Genomic DNA, 16421 nt, shown 5'->3' on the forward strand with positions numbered 1-16421 from the left:
CTTGCGCGACTGCGGACTTTTCGATGCTGCCGACCTTTCACCCCGACCTGCTGCGCGCCAGCTTCGCCCCCTTGGCCACTCGCCCGCCGCTGTCGCCGCAGGCCCAGGACTACCAGCGCTTCTATGGGCTCGACCTGCCGGTGACGTCATGGCTGGGCGGCTTCAGCGTGGCGGGCTTCGACCTGGCAGGGCAGGTGTGGCTGCCGCAGGCACCGGTGGCGACGCTGTTCCTGCTGCATGGCTACTACGACCACATGGGTCTGTACCGCCACGTGATCGACTGGGCGCTGGGCCAAGGCTTCGCAGTGATCGCCTGCGACCTGCCCGGGCACGGCCTGTCCAGCGGCGCACGCGCCAGCATCGCCGACTTCGCCGTGTATCAGCAGGTGCTCCACGCGCTGTTCGAGCAGGCGCGTCTGCTCGACCTGCCGCGGCCCTGGCATCTCTGTGGACAAAGCACTGGCGGCGCCATCGTGATCGATCACCTGCTGCATTGCGCCGAGCAGAGCCCGGCCGACGGCCAGGTGATCCTGCTGGCACCCTTGGTGCGGCCACGGGCCTGGGGCTGGTCGAAGTTGAGCTACCGGGTGCTGCGTCATTTCGTCGATGGCATCGAGCGGCGCTTCACCGCCAACACCAACGATCCGGCGTTTCTCGCCTTCCTGCAGGACGACCCGCTACAGCCCCGGCGTTTGCCCACGGCGTGGGTCGGCGCATTGATGGCTTGGGTCCGGCGCATCGAGGCGGCGCCGCACAGTGGGCGTCGGCTGCTGGTCGTGCAGGGCGAGGCCGACGGCACGGTGGACTGGCCGTACAACCTCAAGGTGCTCAAGGACAAGTTCGACGAACCGGACATCCTGCTGCTGCCCCAGGCTCGGCATCACCTGGCCAATGAGCTGCCGGACATCCGCCGGTGCTACTTCGCCTTTCTCGACCAGCGCCTGATCAGTTGAGCTCGGCGCTGCTCTGCCCCACGGCCAGGCCCGCGCGCACGGCGGCCAGGGCGGCTTGATAGTAGGCCTTGCCTGGCGCCGACTCGGCGAATTCGACGAAGCGCTCCAGCTCGTCGTCGCTCAGGTCGCGGTAGACGTACAGCAGCGTGTTGTTGAGGTCTTCGCCGATTTCGTTCATCAGGCGCTGGCGCTGGCCGTCGAGCAAACCTTGGGCCTGACCGTTGCCGAGCAGGCCGGGAATCATCGAGCTGAGGCTGTCGGCGGCGACCCCAGCGATGGCCAGGCTCACTTCCGCGCCGGCTTCGCGGGCCGGAAGCGCCTGGGCCAGGTGACCGATGGCCAGCAGGCGGTTGTCGCTGGCTTGGATCCTGGGCAGGCCCTTGGCGTTCTTGGCCAACTGATCCTTGCGGGTGGCCAGCAACTCGGCGGCGACCACCTTGCGCCCGACCGAGGACTGGAAGAACGCCAGCGCGGGCGCCGGGTTCTTCAGCTTGGCGCGCAGTTGGGCCTGGGCGCGGGTGTCCATGGCCTGGGCCTGGAAGCGCTGATTGCTGTTGTTGACCAGGGCCTGGAACAGCGCCGGAGGCAGGCTGTTGCGGTAGCGCAACTGGGCGGCGCCGAGGGCGTCGTTGAAGTGGGCGCGTTGCTCAGGCCAACCCGCGGCCTTGTACAACTGGTCGAGGCTGTCTGCCCAGACAGGCATGGTGCAGATCATCAGCAGAAGCAGGGAAAACAGACGGCGCATTCAGGACTCCTGTCGGCAGGCCGCCATTGTCCGTGGGGCGGCAGGCCTTGTCGAGATATCCGCGCGCTTCTCGGCCAAGCGGCGCTGTGCGCGCTCGGGGCGAATGGATATGATGCGCGCCATGCCTAATCCCCTTGAACATCCCCTGCTGTCGGCCGTGGTCGACGACCTGGCCACCCGTGGCTGGTCGCAACAGCCGCTTTTCCTGCCCGACGCGCTGGCCCGTGCGCTGGCGGCCGAATGCCGTCGCCGTCATGCCGAGGGCGAGCTCAATCCCGCCGGCGTCGGCAGGGGCGCGAGCCAGGAAGTGCGCGAAGCGATTCGCGGCGACCAGATCCAGTGGATCGATCCCGGCCAGGCCGAGCCGTGCGACCGCTACCTGGAACTGATGGACACCCTGCGCCTGGCCATCAATCGCGGCCTGTTCCTCGGGCTCGAGGATTTCGAGTGCCATTTCGCCCTGTATCCGCCCGGGGCGTTCTACCTCAAGCACCTGGACCGCTTTCGCGACGACGATCGGCGCATGGTCTCGGCGGTGCTCTACCTCAACCACGACTGGCAACCGACCGAGGGCGGGCAGTTGCGCATGTACCTCGCCGATGGCGTCGAGCGTGACGTGCAGCCGCAAGCGGGCAGCCTGGTGGTGTTCCTGTCCGGCGAGATACCCCACGAAGTGCTGCCAGCGACGCGCGAACGCCTGTCGCTGACCGGCTGGTTCAGGCGGCGTGGCAATGATCCGTTCTGATTTGCCGAAGGTCCTGGTCAGCGCCTGCCTGCTGGGCCAGCCGGTGCGCTACGACGGGCGCGCCAGTGGCCATCCGCAGGTGCTCAGGCGCTGGCAGGCCGAAGGCCGGGTGGTGCCGCTGTGTCCGGAAGTGGCTGGCGGGCTGCCCACGCCACGGCCGGCGGCGGAGATTCGCGGTGGGCAAGGTGGCCAGGTGCTGGACGGGCAGACCCAGGTGATCACGGTCAGCGGCGAGGATGTCAGCGCGGCGTTTCTCGGCGGCGCCCAACAGGCGCTGGCGCTGGTGCGACGGCATGCGATCAAGGTAGCGGTGCTCAAGTCCGGCAGCCCGTCCTGCGGCAATCAACTGACCTACGATGGCACCTTCAGCGGTGTGAAGGTGCCGGGCGAAGGGGTGGTGGCTGCACTGTTGCGCCGTGAGGGCGTGCGGGTGTTCAGTGAGCTGGAGCTGGAGGAGGCTCGGCAGGCGCTGGAGTGACGGACGGCGCCGTCTCGGGGTCGAGCCACTTGTGTTCCAGCTCGGCGGTTCGTCCGCTGTCCTCGAGCCGCTGCAATGCATTGTTCAACGCGCTCTGGAACGCAGGGTTGTCTTTCTGGAAGGGGATGACCAAGGTCTTTTCGGCGAACGGCTGACTCAGGTCGAGCGCGCCTTGGCTGGCGGGTTGACCTGCTACCGGTGTCAGGGCGATATCGTACATGCCGCTTTGCACGCCGGGCAGCACCTCGTTGGCCGGCGCTTCGACGAACTGCGCGCGCACATCGAGTTCACGCGCCAGTTCCTGGCCGAACTCGATATCGAAGCCGGTCAACTGCTCGTCTTTCTTGAACGCGTAAGGGGCGTTGTCGGCCTGCACGGCGATGCGCAGCTCGCCCCGGTCGTTGATTTCGTCGATCAGCTCGGCTTGGGCCAGTGGGCTGATGAGGGCTGCCAGCAGCAGGCCAGTGGTCAAACGCATGGAATTCCCTTCTGATTCTCGGCAGATGAAGTCAGCTCGCCAAGGCTTTTGGGTCGGCCAGGGTCGAACGCTGCCTATGACCCCGATATCGGGCGTATGTTTGAGGCAGGCGGGGAATTTTTCAGTAGGGATATTTCTGAACAGGCGGTAGGCGAGTGCGCAGCCTGTTTGCGACCGGTCCGGTTTCCCGGACCGGTCTTATCGATCAGAACAGTACGCGCGAGCGGATGGTGCCTTTGACCTGTTGCAGCTTCTCTTGCGCCAGGTCCGAGTACTCGGCGTCGACGTCGATCACCACATAGCCGACTTTCTCGTCGGTCTGCAGGAACTGGCCGGAGATGTTGATACCGTTTTCGGCGAACACCTTGTTGATCTCGCTGAGCACGCCCGGAATGTTCTCGTGGATGTGCAGCAGACGGTGCTTGCCCGGGTGCGCCGGCAGGGCCACTTCAGGGAAGTTGACCGAGGACACCGAGGTGCCGTTGTCGCTGTACTTGACCAGCTTCTCGGCCACTTCCAGGCCGATGTTGGCCTGCGCCTCGGCGGTGGAGCCGCCGATGTGCGGGGTCAGGATCACGTTGTCCAGGCCACGCAGCGGGCTTTCGAATTCTTCGTCGTTGGAGCGCGGCTCCACCGGGAAGACGTCGATGGCGGCGCCGATCAGGTGCTTGTCCTTGATCGCGTTGGCCAGGTGGTCGAGCTCGACTACGGTGCCGCGCGCGGCGTTGATCAGGATCGAGCCCTTCTTCATCGCGCGGATTTCCTTCTCGCCGATCATCCACTGGGTGGAGGGCAGCTCAGGCACGTGCAGCGACACGATGTCGGCCAGGCCGAGCAGTTCGTTCAGGCTGGTGACCTGGGTGGCGTTGCCCAGCGGCAATTTGGTCAGCGGGTCGTAGAAGTACACCTGCATGCCCACGCTCTCGGCCAGGACCGACAACTGGGTGCCGATCGAGCCGTAGCCGACGATGCCCAGCTTCTTGCCACGGATCTCGAAGGAGTTGGCCGCGCTCTTGATCCAGCCGCCACGGTGGCAGGAGGCATTCTTCTCGGGGATGCCGCGCAGCAGCAGGATGGCTTCGGCCAGCACCAGTTCGGCCACCGACCGGGTGTTGGAGTACGGCGCGTTGAATACCGCGATGCCGCGCTCGCGCGCCGCGCCCAGGTCGACTTGGTTGGTGCCGATGCAGAAGCAACCGACCGCGACCAGTTTCTTCGCACAGTCGAAGACCTCTTCGGTCAGCTGGGTGCGCGAGCGGATGCCGATGAAGTGGGCATCGGCGATCTTTTCCTTCAGTTCGGCATCCGGCAGCGAGCCCGTGAGGTACTCGATGTTGGTGTAGCCAGCAGCTTTCAAGGTGTCCACGGCGTTCTGATGGACACCTTCGAGAAGAAGGAACCTGATCTTGCTCTTGTCGAGAGAAGTCTTGCTCATCTGCGTAAACCTGTATCCCGGAGAAAAAATGGCGAAGAGGGGCAAAGCGGCGCGGCGACGGGCTTTGGACGGGCCTTAGCACGATCGGCGGGGGCGCTATGCTAGCATACGCGACACCGTCTGAGCTTATCCCGACAGGTGAAGAGTGCTCAGGGTGACCATGAATCGTTCGAGAGTTCTGCCGATGACCGACCACGCGGTAATTGATGAGCTGAAGACCCTGGTAGACCCTGGGAAGGTCCTCACCGACCCCGCCTCGCTGGAGGCCTACGGCAAGGACTGGACCCAGCACTACCCACCCGCGCCCACGGCCATCGTGCTGCCCAAGACCGTCGAGCAGGTCCAGGCCATCGTCCGTTGGGCCAATCGCCATCAGTTCGCGCTGGTGCCTTCGGGCGGCCGCACCGGGCTGTCCGGCGCTGCCGTGGCGGCCAATGGCGAGGTGGTGGTGGCGTTCGACGGCATGAACCGCATTCTCGACTTCAACCCCTTCGACCGCACCGTGCGTTGTGAGCCGGGCGTGATCACCCGCCAGCTCCAGCAGTTCGCCGAAGAGCAGGGTTTGTACTACCCGGTGGACTTCGCCTCCAGTGGGTCGAGCCAGATCGGCGGCAACATCGGCACCAACGCCGGCGGTATCAAAGTCATCCGCTATGGCATGACGCGCAACTGGGTGGCGGGACTGAAGGTGGTGACCGGCACCGGCGAGTTGCTGGAGCTCAACCGCGACCTGATCAAGAACGCCACCGGCTACGACCTGCGCCAACTGTTCATCGGCGCCGAGGGCACCCTGGGCTTCGTGGTCGAGGCCACCATGCGCCTGGACCGCGCCCCGCGCAACCTCACGGCGATGGTGCTGGGCACGCCGGATTTCGACTCGATCATGCCGGTGCTGCATGCCTTCCAGGGCAAGCTCGACCTCACCGCCTTCGAATTCTTTTCCGACAAGGGCCTGGCCAAAATCCTCGAGCGCGGCGACGTGCCTGCACCGTTCGAGACGCCGTGCCCGTTCTATGCCTTGCTGGAATTCGAAGCCAGCACCGATGAGGTGGCCAACGAAGCACTGGCCACGTTCGAGCACTGCGTGGAACAGGGCTGGGTGCTCGATGGCGTGATGAGCCAGAGCGAGACGCAGTTAAAGAACCTGTGGAAGCTGCGCGAGTTCCTGTCCGAGACCATCTCCCACTGGACCCCGTACAAGAACGACATTTCGGTGACCGTCTCCAAGGTGCCCGCGTTTCTGCGCGACATCGACGCGGTGGTGGCCGAGCACTATCCGCATTACGAAGTGGTCTGGTACGGCCATATCGGCGACGGCAACCTGCACCTGAACATCCTCAAGCCCGAACACATGAGCAAGGACGCGTTCTTCGCCTCCTGCGCCACGGTCAACAAGTGGGTCTTCGAGATCGTCGAGCGTTACCACGGCTCGATCTCCGCCGAGCATGGCGTGGGCATGACCAAGCGCGATTACCTGGGCTACAGCCGCTCGGCGGCGGAAATCGCCTGCATGAAAGCGATTAAGGCGGTGTTCGATCCGAACGGCATCATGAATCCGGGTAAGATCTTCGCTCCCGAATAAAAGCAGTTCCAGAGGAGTCGGCCATGAGTTATCAGCACCAGTACGTAGACGGTACGCGTATTCATTTCCCGCTGGGCAAGGTGGTGTGCATCGGCCGCAACTACGCCGAGCACGCCAAGGAACTGGACAACCCCATCCCCAGCGAGCCGCTGCTGTTCATCAAGCCGGGCAGTTGCGTGGTGCCTCTGGAAGGCGGCTTCAAGATCCCCGCCGAGCGCGGTTCGGTGCACTACGAGGCCGAGATCGCGGTGCTGCTGGGCAAGCCGCTGTCCACTCAGCCCACCGTCGAGGAGGTGCTCGATGCCATTTCCGGCTATGCCCCGGCGCTGGACCTGACCCTGCGCGATCTGCAGGCCAAGCTCAAGGAAAAGGGCCTGCCATGGGAGTTGGCCAAGAGTTTCGACGGTGGCTGCGTGCTGGCGCCCTTCGTGGCGGCGTCGAGTTTTGCCGACGTGACCGATATCCCGGTGCGCCTGACCATCAACGGCGAGGTGCGCCAGGATGGCAGCAGCGCGATGATGCTCAACCCCATCGTGCCGATCATCCAGCACATCGCCGCGCATTTCTCGCTCCAGGCCGGCGACGTGATCCTCACCGGCACCCCGGCTGGCGTCGGGCCGCTGAACGTCGGTGACGAACTGGTGCTGGAACTGCCAGGCGCGAGCCGTTTCGAGAGCCGCGTGCTCTGAATGGACCCATCCAGGCGGGCTGCGCACGCGTTTGCGGCTGCAGCCAGCCTGGGCGATTGACCATTTTTTCACACCCCGTGCGGATAATGCGCGCGTCCTCGCCCGCATCAGGAACCGCGCATGCCCGCTGTCTCCCACGCTTCCACCCGCCGCAAACGTCCGTTCTACCGACGCTGGTCGTTCGCCTTCGCCGCGATGGCGGTCATCGCCTATGGCGTGGCGATCGCCATGCACTGGGACGACCGCGCGGTGCTGTGGATCAAGGAGCGCTTCGGCAGCAAGGCCGAACGCCAGCAGAGCGTGTGGCTGCCGGACTACCGGGTGGACATCGACGCCAAGCACTTGCCAGGTATGGCGGACGACGAAGCCTCGGACCTGTCCTTCAACCCGCAGACGCGCACGCTGTTCGCGGTCATGGGCAAGAATCCCTTCCTGGTCGAGCTCACCCTCGAGGGTGATGTGTTGCGCCAGATCCCGCTGTTGGGCTGGACCAACCCTGAGGGCGTGGCCGTGCTCGATAACGGTCAGATCGCCATCGTCGATGAGCGCAACCATGACCTGACCGTGGTCAAGGTCGATCCGGGCACCACCTCGCTCACCCGCGCCGACTTCCCCAACTACGACCTGGGTGAATCAGATGAGCGCAACAAGGGCTTCGAGGCCATCGCTTGGGACCCGCAACGCCAGCGTCTGGTGATCGGCGAAGAGCGCCCGCCGCGTCTCTATACCTGGAACACCGATGGACGTGGCCCACTGGTGGGCAGCAAGCAGCCCTTGCCCAACGATCAACTGGACCTGCGCAACCTTTCGGCACTGGCGGTCGATCCGCGTACCGGGCATCTGCTGGTGCTCTCGGCGGACTCTCACCTGCTGCTTGAGTTGGACGAAAAGGGCCAGCAGGTCAGCTTCATCAGCCTGCTGGGAGCTTTCAACGGGCTGAAAAGTCGCATTCCACGCGCCGAAGGCGTGACCATGGACGATCAAGGGAATCTGTACATCATCAGTGAGCCGGCGCTGTTCTACCGCTTCAAGAAGTCCTGAGGGCGCACCGGGCGATGATGGCATTAAGCTTTGTTTCAGCGGGACGTGGTTAAAATCCGCGACCTTTCGTCGAGTCCTGAGCATGCGCCGTCACCTACGTCTTCCCTTGATTTTCGTGGCTTTCCTGTCTGTGGCCCTGCTGGCGGCGGCGGCCCATGAGTTTCGCCTGTTCGAGCGCGGCTGGTTCAACCTGCGCACCTGGTGGCAGCCCAGCGATCAGGGGATGGGCCTGGATCGCTATCGCGCGGTGATTCAAGCCCAGCCTATCGATGGGCTGGACGACGACGTGTCCGCGCTGACCTTCGATCCCGAGCGCAAGACCCTGTTCACCGTCACCAACGCCCGCTCCGAGCTCATCGAGCTGTCGCTGGAGGGTCGCATCCTGCGGCGCGTGACGCTGGTCGGCTTCGGCGATCCAGAGGCGGTGGAGTACGTCGGCCCCAACAGCTACGTGATTACCGATGAGCGCCAGCAGCGCCTGATCCGCGTGCGCCTAGACGATGACACGCGCACGCTCGACGCCAGCCAGGCCGAGCAATTGACCCTGGGGATCGGCCTGAACGGCAACAAGGGCTTCGAGGGCCTGGCCTACGACTCGGCCGGCAAGCGGTTGTTCGTGGCCAAGGAGCGCGACCCGATGCTGATCTACGAAGTCCGCGGTTTTCCCCACGACCAGCCCGACCAACCCTACGCCGTGCAGGTGGTGCAGGACCGTAAACGGGATCGGCGGCTGTTCGTGCGCGACCTGTCCAGCTTGCAGTTCGACGAGCGCAGCGGTCACCTGCTGGCGCTGTCCGACGAGTCGCGCTTGGTGCTGGAGCTGGACGTGGAGGGGCGGCCGCTGAGTACCTTATCGTTGCGCAAGGGTTATCAAGGGCTTGAGCGCACGGTGCCGCAGGCCGAGGGCATCGCCATGGACGATGCCGGGACGCTGTACCTGGTCAGCGAGCCGAACCTGTTCTACGTGTTCAAGCCGGCCGCCGACTGAGCAGGGGCTGCTTACTCCGCCTTCAGACTCTTGACGCCTTCCGGGGTGCCCAGCAGCAGCAGGTCGGCGGGCCGCGCCGCGAACAGGCCGTTGGTGACCACGCCGACGATGGCGTTGATTTGCGCTTCGAGCTGCACCGGGTTGGTGATCTGCAAGTTGTGTACGTCGAGAATGACGTTGCCGTTGTCGGTCAGCACGCCCTCGCGGTAGACCGGGTCGCCGCCCAGCTTGACCAATTGGCGCGCGACATGGCTGCGGGCCATGGGAATGACTTCCACCGGCAGCGGGAAGGCGCCGAGGACCGGCACCAGCTTGCTGGCGTCGGCGATGCAGATGAAGGTGCGGGCCACCGCTGCGACGATCTTCTCGCGGGTCAGCGCGGCACCGCCGCCCTTGATCAGGTTCAGGTGCGCATCGCTCTCGTCGGCGCCGTCGACGTAGAACTCCAGTTCGCCCACGCTGTTCAGCTCATAGACCGGGATGCCATGGCCCTTGAGGCGCTCGGCGGTGGCCTCGGAGCTGGCGACCGCACCGTCGAAGGCGCCTTTGTGCTGGGCCAGGGCGTCGATGAAGCAGTTGGCGGTCGAGCCGGTGCCGACGCCGACGATGCTCTTGTCATCCAGCCGCGGCAGAATGAAGTCGACGGCGGCCTGGGCGACGGCCTGTTTGAGTTGGTCCTGGGTCATGCGGGCTCCGGAGGGGCGGGAGGTTTTCTGAAGGGCGCTAGTATAGCCACTCCACAGGCTTTGCTGTGGTCGCCCGACCGGGCGCTGGGGTAGACTTCCAGCCCCTGTCCCGCGGCCCAGTGATGTGTTCAACATGCTCGAACAGTACGTCAAGAAGATCCTCACCTCGCGCGTCTACGACGTCGCGGTCGAAACCCCGCTGCACAGCGCCGGGCAACTGAGCAAGCGCCTGGGCAACCAGGTCCTGCTCAAGCGCGAAGACCTGCAGCCGGTGTTCTCCTTCAAGATCCGCGGGGCGTACAACAAGCTGGCGCAATTGAGCGCCGAGGAACTGGCCCGTGGCGTGGTCACCGCCTCGGCGGGCAACCATGCCCAGGGCCTGGCATTGGCGGCCCGCGAGCTGGGCATCAAAGCGACCATCGTGATGCCCAAGACCACCCCGGAAATCAAGATCGAGGGCGTGCGTTCGCGCGGAGGCAAGGTGGTGCTGCATGGCGACTCCTTCCCCGAAGCCCTGGCCTACTCGCTGAAGCTGGTCGACGAAAAGGGCTTCGTCTATATCCACCCCTATGACGACCCCCACACCATCGCCGGGCAGGGCACCGTGGCCATGGAGATCCTGCGCCAGCACCCTGGGCGACTCGACGCGATCTTCGTGCCGGTCGGCGGCGGCGGCCTGATCGCCGGCATCGCCGCCTACGTGAAGTACCTGCGTCCCGAGATCAAGGTCATCGGCGTGGAGCCGGACGACTCCAATTGTCTGCAGGCGGCCATGGCTGCAGGCGAGCGCGTGGTGCTGCCACAGGTCGGGCTGTTCGCCGATGGGGTGGCCGTGGCGCAGATCGGCCAGCACACCTTCGACATCTGCCGGCACCACGTGGACGAGGTGATCACCGTCAGCACCGACGAAATCTGTGCGGCCATCAAGGATATCTACGACGATACCCGCTCGATCACCGAACCTGCTGGCGCTTTGGGCGTGGCGGGCATCAAGCGCTACGTGGAGCTGACCGGCGTAAGCGGGCAGACGCTGGTGGCCATCGACTCCGGCGCCAACGTCAACTTCGACCGCCTGCGGCATGTGGCCGAGCGCGCCGAACTGGGCGAGAAGCGCGAGGCGATCATCGCCGTGACCATCCCGGAGCGCCCGGGCAGCTTCAAGGCCTTCTGCGAGGCCATCGGCAAGCGCCAGATCACCGAATTCAACTATCGCTACCACGCCGACAAGCAGGCGCACATCTTCGTCGGCGTGCAGACCCACCCGGAGACCGACCCGCGCGCAGCGCTGGTGCAGCACCTGATCGACCAAGGTTTCCCGGTCACCGACCTCACCGACAACGAACTGGCCAAGCTGCACATCCGCCATATGGTCGGTGGCCACTCGGCAGCCGCCAGCGACGAGCGGGTGCTGCGCTTCGAATTCCCCGAGCGTCCCGGCGCGCTGTTCAATTTCCTCGACAAGCTGGGCGGTCGCTGGAACATCTCGATGTTCCACTACCGCAACCACGGGGCGGCCGATGGTCGGGTGGTGGCGGGTTTGCAGGTGCCGGAAGACGAGCGTCACCTGCTGCCCGATGCCTTGGCCAAGATCGGCTACCCCTACTGGGACGAAACCGATAACCCGGCGTACACGCTGTTCCTGGGCTGAGCGGCTACGCTTGGTTGCAGAACGCGCCTGATCGCGGCGGCGGAGCGCTGCCGCCACACGGACTCCAGTGCCCGAAGGACATGACATGGAACACCTGACCGCCCTCAAGACCTTGCACGTCCTCGCCACTGCGCTGCTGCTGCTCGGTGCACTGGGGCTGGCGATCCTGACCTGGCGTGCCCGTCGCCAGGGCGATGCCCAGGCTTACGCCAAGCTGCTGCGTCGTCCGCTGGTGTTCGTCTGGCCGGTCATGGGCGTGTGCCTGCTGAGCATGCCGTTCACGGGCTGGTGGCTGGTGCACCTGGTGGGCTGGCCGCTGGGGCAGACCTGGGTGCTGGCCTCGAGCATCCTCTACACCCTGGGGGCGCTGGCCGTCTGGTGGCTGCTGGTGCGCCTGAACCGCCTGCGCAAGGCCGAGCCCGTGGGGCTGCGGCTGACCTTGGCGCTGGCGGTGTTCAGTGGCGTGTGCTTTCTGTCGATCGCCGGCTTGATGGGTGCCAAGCCGGTCTGAGGGCTCGTCAGTCGCGCAGCGAAATCACCGGCCAGCCACGGCGTTCGGCTTCTGCCTTGAGCTTGGGGTCGGGGTCTACTGCCACCGGGTGGGTGACTTGCTCGAGCAGCGGCAGGTCGTTGAGCGAGTCGCTGTAGAAGTAGCTGTCCTGCAGGTCGTAGCCGTTCTCCAGCATCCAGCGCTGCAGGCGCGTCACCTTGCCTTCACGGAAACAGGGTATATCGGTGCTACGCCCGGTGTAGCGCTCGCCGTCGCGCTCGCATTCGGTGGCCAGCAGGGTCCGCACGCCCAGGCGGCGAGCGATGGGTGCGGTGACGAAGCGGTTGGTGGCGGTGATGATCACCAGGTGATCGCCGGCGTCGCGGTGCTGTTGCAGCAGGGCCAGGGCCTTGGGCTGGATCAGCGCTTCGACGCAGTCGCGCATGAACTCGCGGTGCCATTGATCGAGCTGGGCCGGCTCGGTGGCGGCGAAGATTTCCATGGAGAAGGCCAGGTAGGCCTGCAGGTCCAGGGTGCCGTTCAGGTAGTCCTGATAGAACGCGTCGTTGCGGTCTTTGTAGGCGACGGGGTCGAGAATGCCCCGTTCACACAGGTAGTCGCCCCAGGCGTGATCGCTGTCACCGCCGAGGAGGGTATTGTCCAGGTCGAATAAAGCCAAACGCATGGGGTTTTCTCGCAGAAGCCTCCGGGAAGAAGTCCCGCAGAATACGGAGTTTTTAGCGCGCTGCCCATAAGCGATGGCGGGCGCGTTGCTGCGCTCGCAAGCTTTGTGGAACAATGCGGCGACATGCGTTTTCGAGGTTGCTGCCGTGATCGACCCGGATGGTTTTCGCCCCAATGTCGGGATCATTCTCACGAATGATGCCGGACAGGTGCTATGGGCTCGGCGGATCAACCAGGATGCCTGGCAGTTTCCCCAGGGCGGCATCAACCCTGACGAAACCCCAGAAGATGCCCTGTACCGCGAGCTGAACGAAGAAGTTGGCCTGGAACGCGAGGATGTGGAAATACTTGCCTGCACCCGCGGCTGGTTGCGTTATCGTCTGCCTCAGCGCCTGGTGCGTACGCACAGCCAGCCGCTGTGCATCGGCCAGAAGCAGAAGTGGTTCCTGCTGCGCCTGGTGAGCAACGAACAGCGGGTAAGAATGGACCTGACCGGAAAACCGGAGTTCGATGGCTGGCGATGGGTCAGCTACTGGTATCCGCTGGGCCAGGTGGTGACATTCAAGCGCGAGGTGTATCGCCGCGCGCTGAAAGAGCTAGCCCCGCGCCTGCTGACGCGCGACTGACGACGGAGTTCGACCCCGAGCCATGCTCAATACGCTGCGCAAGATCGTCCAGGAAGTGAACTCCGCCAAAGATCTCAAGACGGCGTTGGGGATCATTGTCTTGCGCGTCAAGGAAGCCATGGGCAGCCAGGTCTGCTCGGTCTACCTGCTCGACCCGGAGAGCAACCGCTTCGTGCTGATGGCCACCGAAGGCCTGAACAAGCGCTCCATCGGCAAGGTCAGCATGGCGCCCAACGAGGGCCTGGTGGGCCTGGTCGGCACCCGCGAGGAACCGCTGAACCTGGAAAACGCCGCCGATCACCCGCGCTATCGCTACTTCGCCGAGACCGGCGAGGAGCGCTTCGCCTCCTTCCTCGGCGCACCGATCATCCACCACCGTCGCGTGGTCGGGGTGCTGGTCATCCAGCAGAAGGAACGGCGTCAGTTCGACGAGGGCGAGGAAGCCTTCCTGGTGACCATGAGCGCGCAGCTCGCCGGGGTCATCGCCCACGCCGAGGCCACCGGCTCCATTCGTGGCCTGGGCCGTCAGGGCAAGGGCATCCAGGAAGCCCGTTTCGTCGGTGTGCCGGGCTCGCCCGGTGCCGCTGTCGGGCGTGCGGTGGTCATGTTGCCGCCCGCCGACCTGGAAGTGGTGCCGGACAAGACCGTCGAAGACATCGACGGCGAACTGAAACTGTTCGAGAACGCCCTCGAAGGTGTGCGTGCCGACATGCGCAAGCTGTCGGCCAAGCTGGCGACCCAGTTGCGCCCCGAAGAACGGGCGCTGTTCGATGTGTACCTGATGATGCTCGAAGACGCCGCGCTCGGCGGCGAAGTGGCCGAGGTCATCAAGACTGGTCAGTGGGCCCAGGGCGCACTGCGCCAAGTGGTCGGCGAGCACGTCAACCGCTTCGAGCTGATGGACGACGATTACCTGCGCGAGCGCGCCTCCGACGTCAAGGACCTCGGCCGGCGCCTGTTGGCGTATCTGCAGCAAGCGCGCTCGCAGACCCTGGTCTACCCCGACAACACCATTCTGGTGAGCGAGGAACTCACCCCGGCGATGCTCGGCGAAGTGCCGGAAGGCAAGCTGGTGGGCCTGGTGTCGGTGCTGGGCTCGGGCAACTCGCATGTGGCCATTCTGGCCCGGGCCATGGGCATCCCGACGGTGATGGGCCTGGTCGACCTGCCATATTCGAAGGTCGATGGCATCGAGATGATTCTCGACGGCTACAAGGGCGAGGCCTACACCAACCCCAGCGAAGTGCTGCGCAAGCAGTACAGCGACGTGGTCGAGGAAGAACGCCAGTTGGCTCGCGGCCTGGATGCCCTGCGCGAGCTGCCTTGCGTCACCCCCGATGGCCATCGCATGCCGCTATGGGTCAACACTGGGCTGCTGGCCGACGTCGCCCGGGCTCAACAGCGCGGCGCCGAGGGCGTGGGCCTGTATCGCACCGAAGTGCCGTTCATGATCAACCAGCGCTTTCCCAGCGAAAAGGAACAGCTGGCGATCTACCGCGAGCAACTGGCCGCCTTCCATCCACTGCCGGTGACCATGCGCACGCTGGACATCGGTGGCGACAAGGCACTGTCCTACTTCCCGATCAAGGAAGAGAACCCCTTCCTCGGCTGGCGCGGTATCCGCGTCACCCTCGACCACCCGGAAATCTTCCTGGTGCAGACCCGCGCCATGCTCAAGGCCAGCGAGGGCCTGAACAACCTGCGCATCCTGCTGCCGATGATCTCCGGCATCCATGAGTTGGAAGAGGCGCTGCACCTGATCCACCGCGCCTGGGGCGAAGTGCGTGACGAGGGCACCGATGTCCCGATGCCACCGGTCGGGGTGATGGTGGAAATTCCGGCCGCGGTCTACCAGACCCGCGAACTGGCCCGGCAGGTCGATTTCCTCTCGGTCGGCTCGAACGACCTGACCCAGTACCTGCTGGCGGTGGACCGCAACAACCCACGGGTCGCCGACCTCTATGACTACCTGCACCCGGCAGTGCTGCAAGCCTTGCAGACGGTGGTGCGCGATGCCCATGCCGAAGGGCGACCGGTGAGCATTTGCGGCGAGATGGCCGGTGATCCGGCAGCCGCCATCTTGCTGATGGCCATGGGTTTCGACAGCCTGTCGATGAACGCCACCAACCTGCCGAAGGTGAAATGGATGCTGCGCCAGGTGAACTTGAGCAAGGCCAGCGAACTGCTCAGCGAAGCCATGAGCCACGACAACCCGCAGGTCATCCACAGCTCGTTGCAGTTGGCGTTGAAGAATCTCGGTCTGGCGCGGATGATCGGGCCGAACAAGACCCTGTGAGCGAAAAGCGCCCTGATAGCGCGGCCTGGCGCCGATGCGTCAGGCGCTGACTTCGACTTCGCCCAAGTGCCCGCCGAACGGCCCATAGCTGCGCTCGATCATCCGTCTTCTGCCCTGATCGTCGACGATCAATACGGTACTCGCCCGTGTCCCGTAGGTCTGGCTGGCAATGAACACGCTCGACAGCAGCCGCTCGGTCGCCAGACCAACGCCCGTCTCCGGCAACGCCTCGTCGGGTGCCGTCGCGTCATCGGCCAATATTCCCAAAAAATACTGCGCGCTGGGCGTCTCCAACGCCGCCGCGAACGCTTGCCGTGCCTTCAGCAGCTTCGGCCACGGCGTATCCAGCGCAGCGTTGGAAAGCCCGTAGACGCCCGGCTGCAACAGCCGTGGTAGCGCCTCGTGCGCGTTCACATAGCCCAGCACCTGGCCGTCGCCGGCCAGCAGATTGAACCCTGAATAGTGGCTGCTGCGTTCGGCGACCTGCTGCAGGTACGTCGTCACTACCATCTCGCCACGCAGAAACGCCGCCACCAACTCGCCACGCGAGCGCGCCCCCTGCGGCTGACGCGGATCGCGAATATTGGTCAGCGCCGCGAAGCGCCCACCCGGGCCGATGCCCAGCCACGTGCCGCCGGCTTCCAGGTCGCGACCGGCATACACGCCCGGAGCGTCTTCCCAGGCGCTCAGAGACTGGGCAGGGCGGGCGTAGAACTCGTCACGGTTGGCCGCGACGATCAGCGGCTGGGCATGACCCGGCCGCCAGGCGAATAGAATCAGGCACATGCTGGGGCCTCTGGCTGAGTCTGCCACTGTAGCGGCTGCCTGGCGCTCGCGCATCAACCTGACGCAGAGTT

Annotated in this window: 17 protein-coding genes; 11 read left to right on the forward strand and 6 right to left on the reverse strand. The window is 65.0% G+C overall.

The window, feature by feature from the left end:
- The first annotated feature begins 23 nt into the window (after positions 1–23).
- Positions 24–953, forward strand: a complete 930-nt coding sequence (locus tag GKC70_RS00770; protein WP_342650156.1) for an alpha/beta hydrolase — start codon at positions 24–26, stop codon at positions 951–953.
- Here GKC70_RS00770 and GKC70_RS00775 read toward each other — a convergent pair.
- Complete coding sequence (locus GKC70_RS00775) at positions 946–1698, reverse strand: hypothetical protein (protein ID WP_342650157.1); 753 nt, start codon at positions 1696–1698, stop codon at positions 946–948. The genes GKC70_RS00770 and GKC70_RS00775 overlap by 8 nt on opposite strands.
- Before the next feature lie 112 nt (positions 1699–1810).
- On the opposite strand from GKC70_RS00775, the gene GKC70_RS00780 reads away from it, so the two are divergent.
- Positions 1811–2443 carry a 2OG-Fe(II) oxygenase gene (locus GKC70_RS00780; protein ID WP_342651572.1) on the forward strand — a complete coding sequence of 211 codons (633 nt, stop codon included), beginning with the start codon at positions 1811–1813 and terminating at the stop codon, positions 2441–2443.
- Entirely contained in the window at positions 2430–2921 is a 492-nt protein-coding gene (locus GKC70_RS00785) for a DUF523 domain-containing protein (protein ID WP_116889812.1), read from the forward strand. The genes GKC70_RS00780 and GKC70_RS00785 overlap by 14 nt, the downstream gene beginning before the upstream one ends.
- Here the strand turns inward: GKC70_RS00785 and GKC70_RS00790 are convergent.
- Together GKC70_RS00790 and serA are read right to left on the reverse strand one after the other, a co-directional pair.
- Positions 2878–3399, reverse strand: a complete 522-nt coding sequence (locus tag GKC70_RS00790) for a transporter substrate-binding domain-containing protein (RefSeq protein ID WP_342650158.1) — start codon at positions 3397–3399, stop codon at positions 2878–2880. The genes GKC70_RS00785 and GKC70_RS00790 overlap by 44 nt on opposite strands.
- Positions 3400–3604: 205 nt before the next feature.
- Positions 3605–4834, reverse strand: a complete 1230-nt coding sequence (serA, locus tag GKC70_RS00795; RefSeq protein ID WP_039581865.1) for a phosphoglycerate dehydrogenase — start codon at positions 4832–4834, stop codon at positions 3605–3607.
- A 184-nt stretch (positions 4835–5018) separates the two neighbouring features.
- On the opposite strand from serA, the gene GKC70_RS00800 reads away from it, so the two are divergent.
- The 4 genes from GKC70_RS00800 to GKC70_RS00815 all read left to right on the forward strand — a co-directional run bounded on the left by GKC70_RS00800 (position 5019) and on the right by GKC70_RS00815 (position 9134).
- Entirely contained in the window at positions 5019–6416 is a 1398-nt protein-coding gene (locus GKC70_RS00800; RefSeq protein ID WP_342651573.1) for an FAD-binding oxidoreductase, read from the forward strand.
- Between the two features lie 23 nt (positions 6417–6439).
- Positions 6440–7105: a fumarylacetoacetate hydrolase family protein gene (locus GKC70_RS00805; protein WP_342650159.1), complete on the forward strand. Its 666-nt coding sequence runs from the start codon at positions 6440–6442 to the stop codon at positions 7103–7105.
- Positions 7106–7225: 120 nt separating this feature from the next.
- The gene (locus tag GKC70_RS00810; RefSeq protein ID WP_342650160.1) at positions 7226–8146 is read left to right on the forward strand and encodes an SdiA-regulated domain-containing protein; all 921 of its coding nucleotides are present in this window, start codon (positions 7226–7228) and stop codon (positions 8144–8146) included.
- A gap of 82 nt (positions 8147–8228) precedes the next feature.
- Positions 8229–9134: an SdiA-regulated domain-containing protein gene (locus tag GKC70_RS00815; RefSeq protein WP_342650161.1), complete on the forward strand. Its 906-nt coding sequence runs from the start codon at positions 8229–8231 to the stop codon at positions 9132–9134.
- Positions 9135–9145: 11 nt separating this feature from the next.
- Here GKC70_RS00815 and rpiA read toward each other — a convergent pair whose 3' ends face one another.
- Entirely contained in the window at positions 9146–9820 is a 675-nt protein-coding gene (rpiA, locus tag GKC70_RS00820; protein ID WP_039581854.1) for a ribose-5-phosphate isomerase RpiA, read from the reverse strand.
- A 133-nt stretch (positions 9821–9953) separates the two neighbouring features.
- Here rpiA and ilvA point away from each other — a divergent pair, with 133 nt between their 5' ends.
- Entirely contained in the window at positions 9954–11468 is a 1515-nt protein-coding gene (ilvA, locus tag GKC70_RS00825) for a threonine ammonia-lyase, biosynthetic (RefSeq protein ID WP_039581850.1), read from the forward strand.
- Between the two features lie 85 nt (positions 11469–11553).
- Positions 11554–11979 (forward strand): DUF2269 family protein, encoded by a 426-nt coding sequence (locus tag GKC70_RS00830; RefSeq protein WP_342650162.1) that lies wholly within the window; start codon positions 11554–11556, stop codon positions 11977–11979.
- A gap of 7 nt (positions 11980–11986) precedes the next feature.
- Here the strand turns inward: GKC70_RS00830 and GKC70_RS00835 are convergent, their stop codons facing one another.
- Entirely contained in the window at positions 11987–12643 is a 657-nt protein-coding gene (locus GKC70_RS00835) for an HAD family hydrolase (RefSeq protein ID WP_029614754.1), read from the reverse strand.
- Between the two features lie 145 nt (positions 12644–12788).
- Here GKC70_RS00835 and GKC70_RS00840 point away from each other — a divergent pair, with 145 nt between their 5' ends.
- Both GKC70_RS00840 and ptsP read left to right on the forward strand, forming a co-directional pair.
- Positions 12789–13268, forward strand: coding sequence for an RNA pyrophosphohydrolase (locus GKC70_RS00840; protein ID WP_029614755.1), 480 nt, complete (start codon positions 12789–12791; stop codon positions 13266–13268).
- A gap of 22 nt (positions 13269–13290) precedes the next feature.
- Positions 13291–15564: a phosphoenolpyruvate--protein phosphotransferase gene (gene ptsP / locus GKC70_RS00845; RefSeq protein WP_029614756.1), complete on the forward strand. Its 2274-nt coding sequence runs from the start codon at positions 13291–13293 to the stop codon at positions 15562–15564.
- Between the two features lie 39 nt (positions 15565–15603).
- Here ptsP and GKC70_RS00850 read toward each other — a convergent pair whose 3' ends face one another.
- Positions 15604–16350, reverse strand: a complete 747-nt coding sequence (locus GKC70_RS00850) for an NRDE family protein (RefSeq protein WP_342650163.1) — start codon at positions 16348–16350, stop codon at positions 15604–15606.
- Positions 16351–16421: the final 71 nt, after the last annotated feature.

Source organism: Pseudomonas sp. REB1044 (genome assembly GCF_038813925.1).
Classification (GTDB): domain Bacteria; phylum Pseudomonadota; class Gammaproteobacteria; order Pseudomonadales; family Pseudomonadaceae; genus Aquipseudomonas; species Aquipseudomonas boreofloridensis.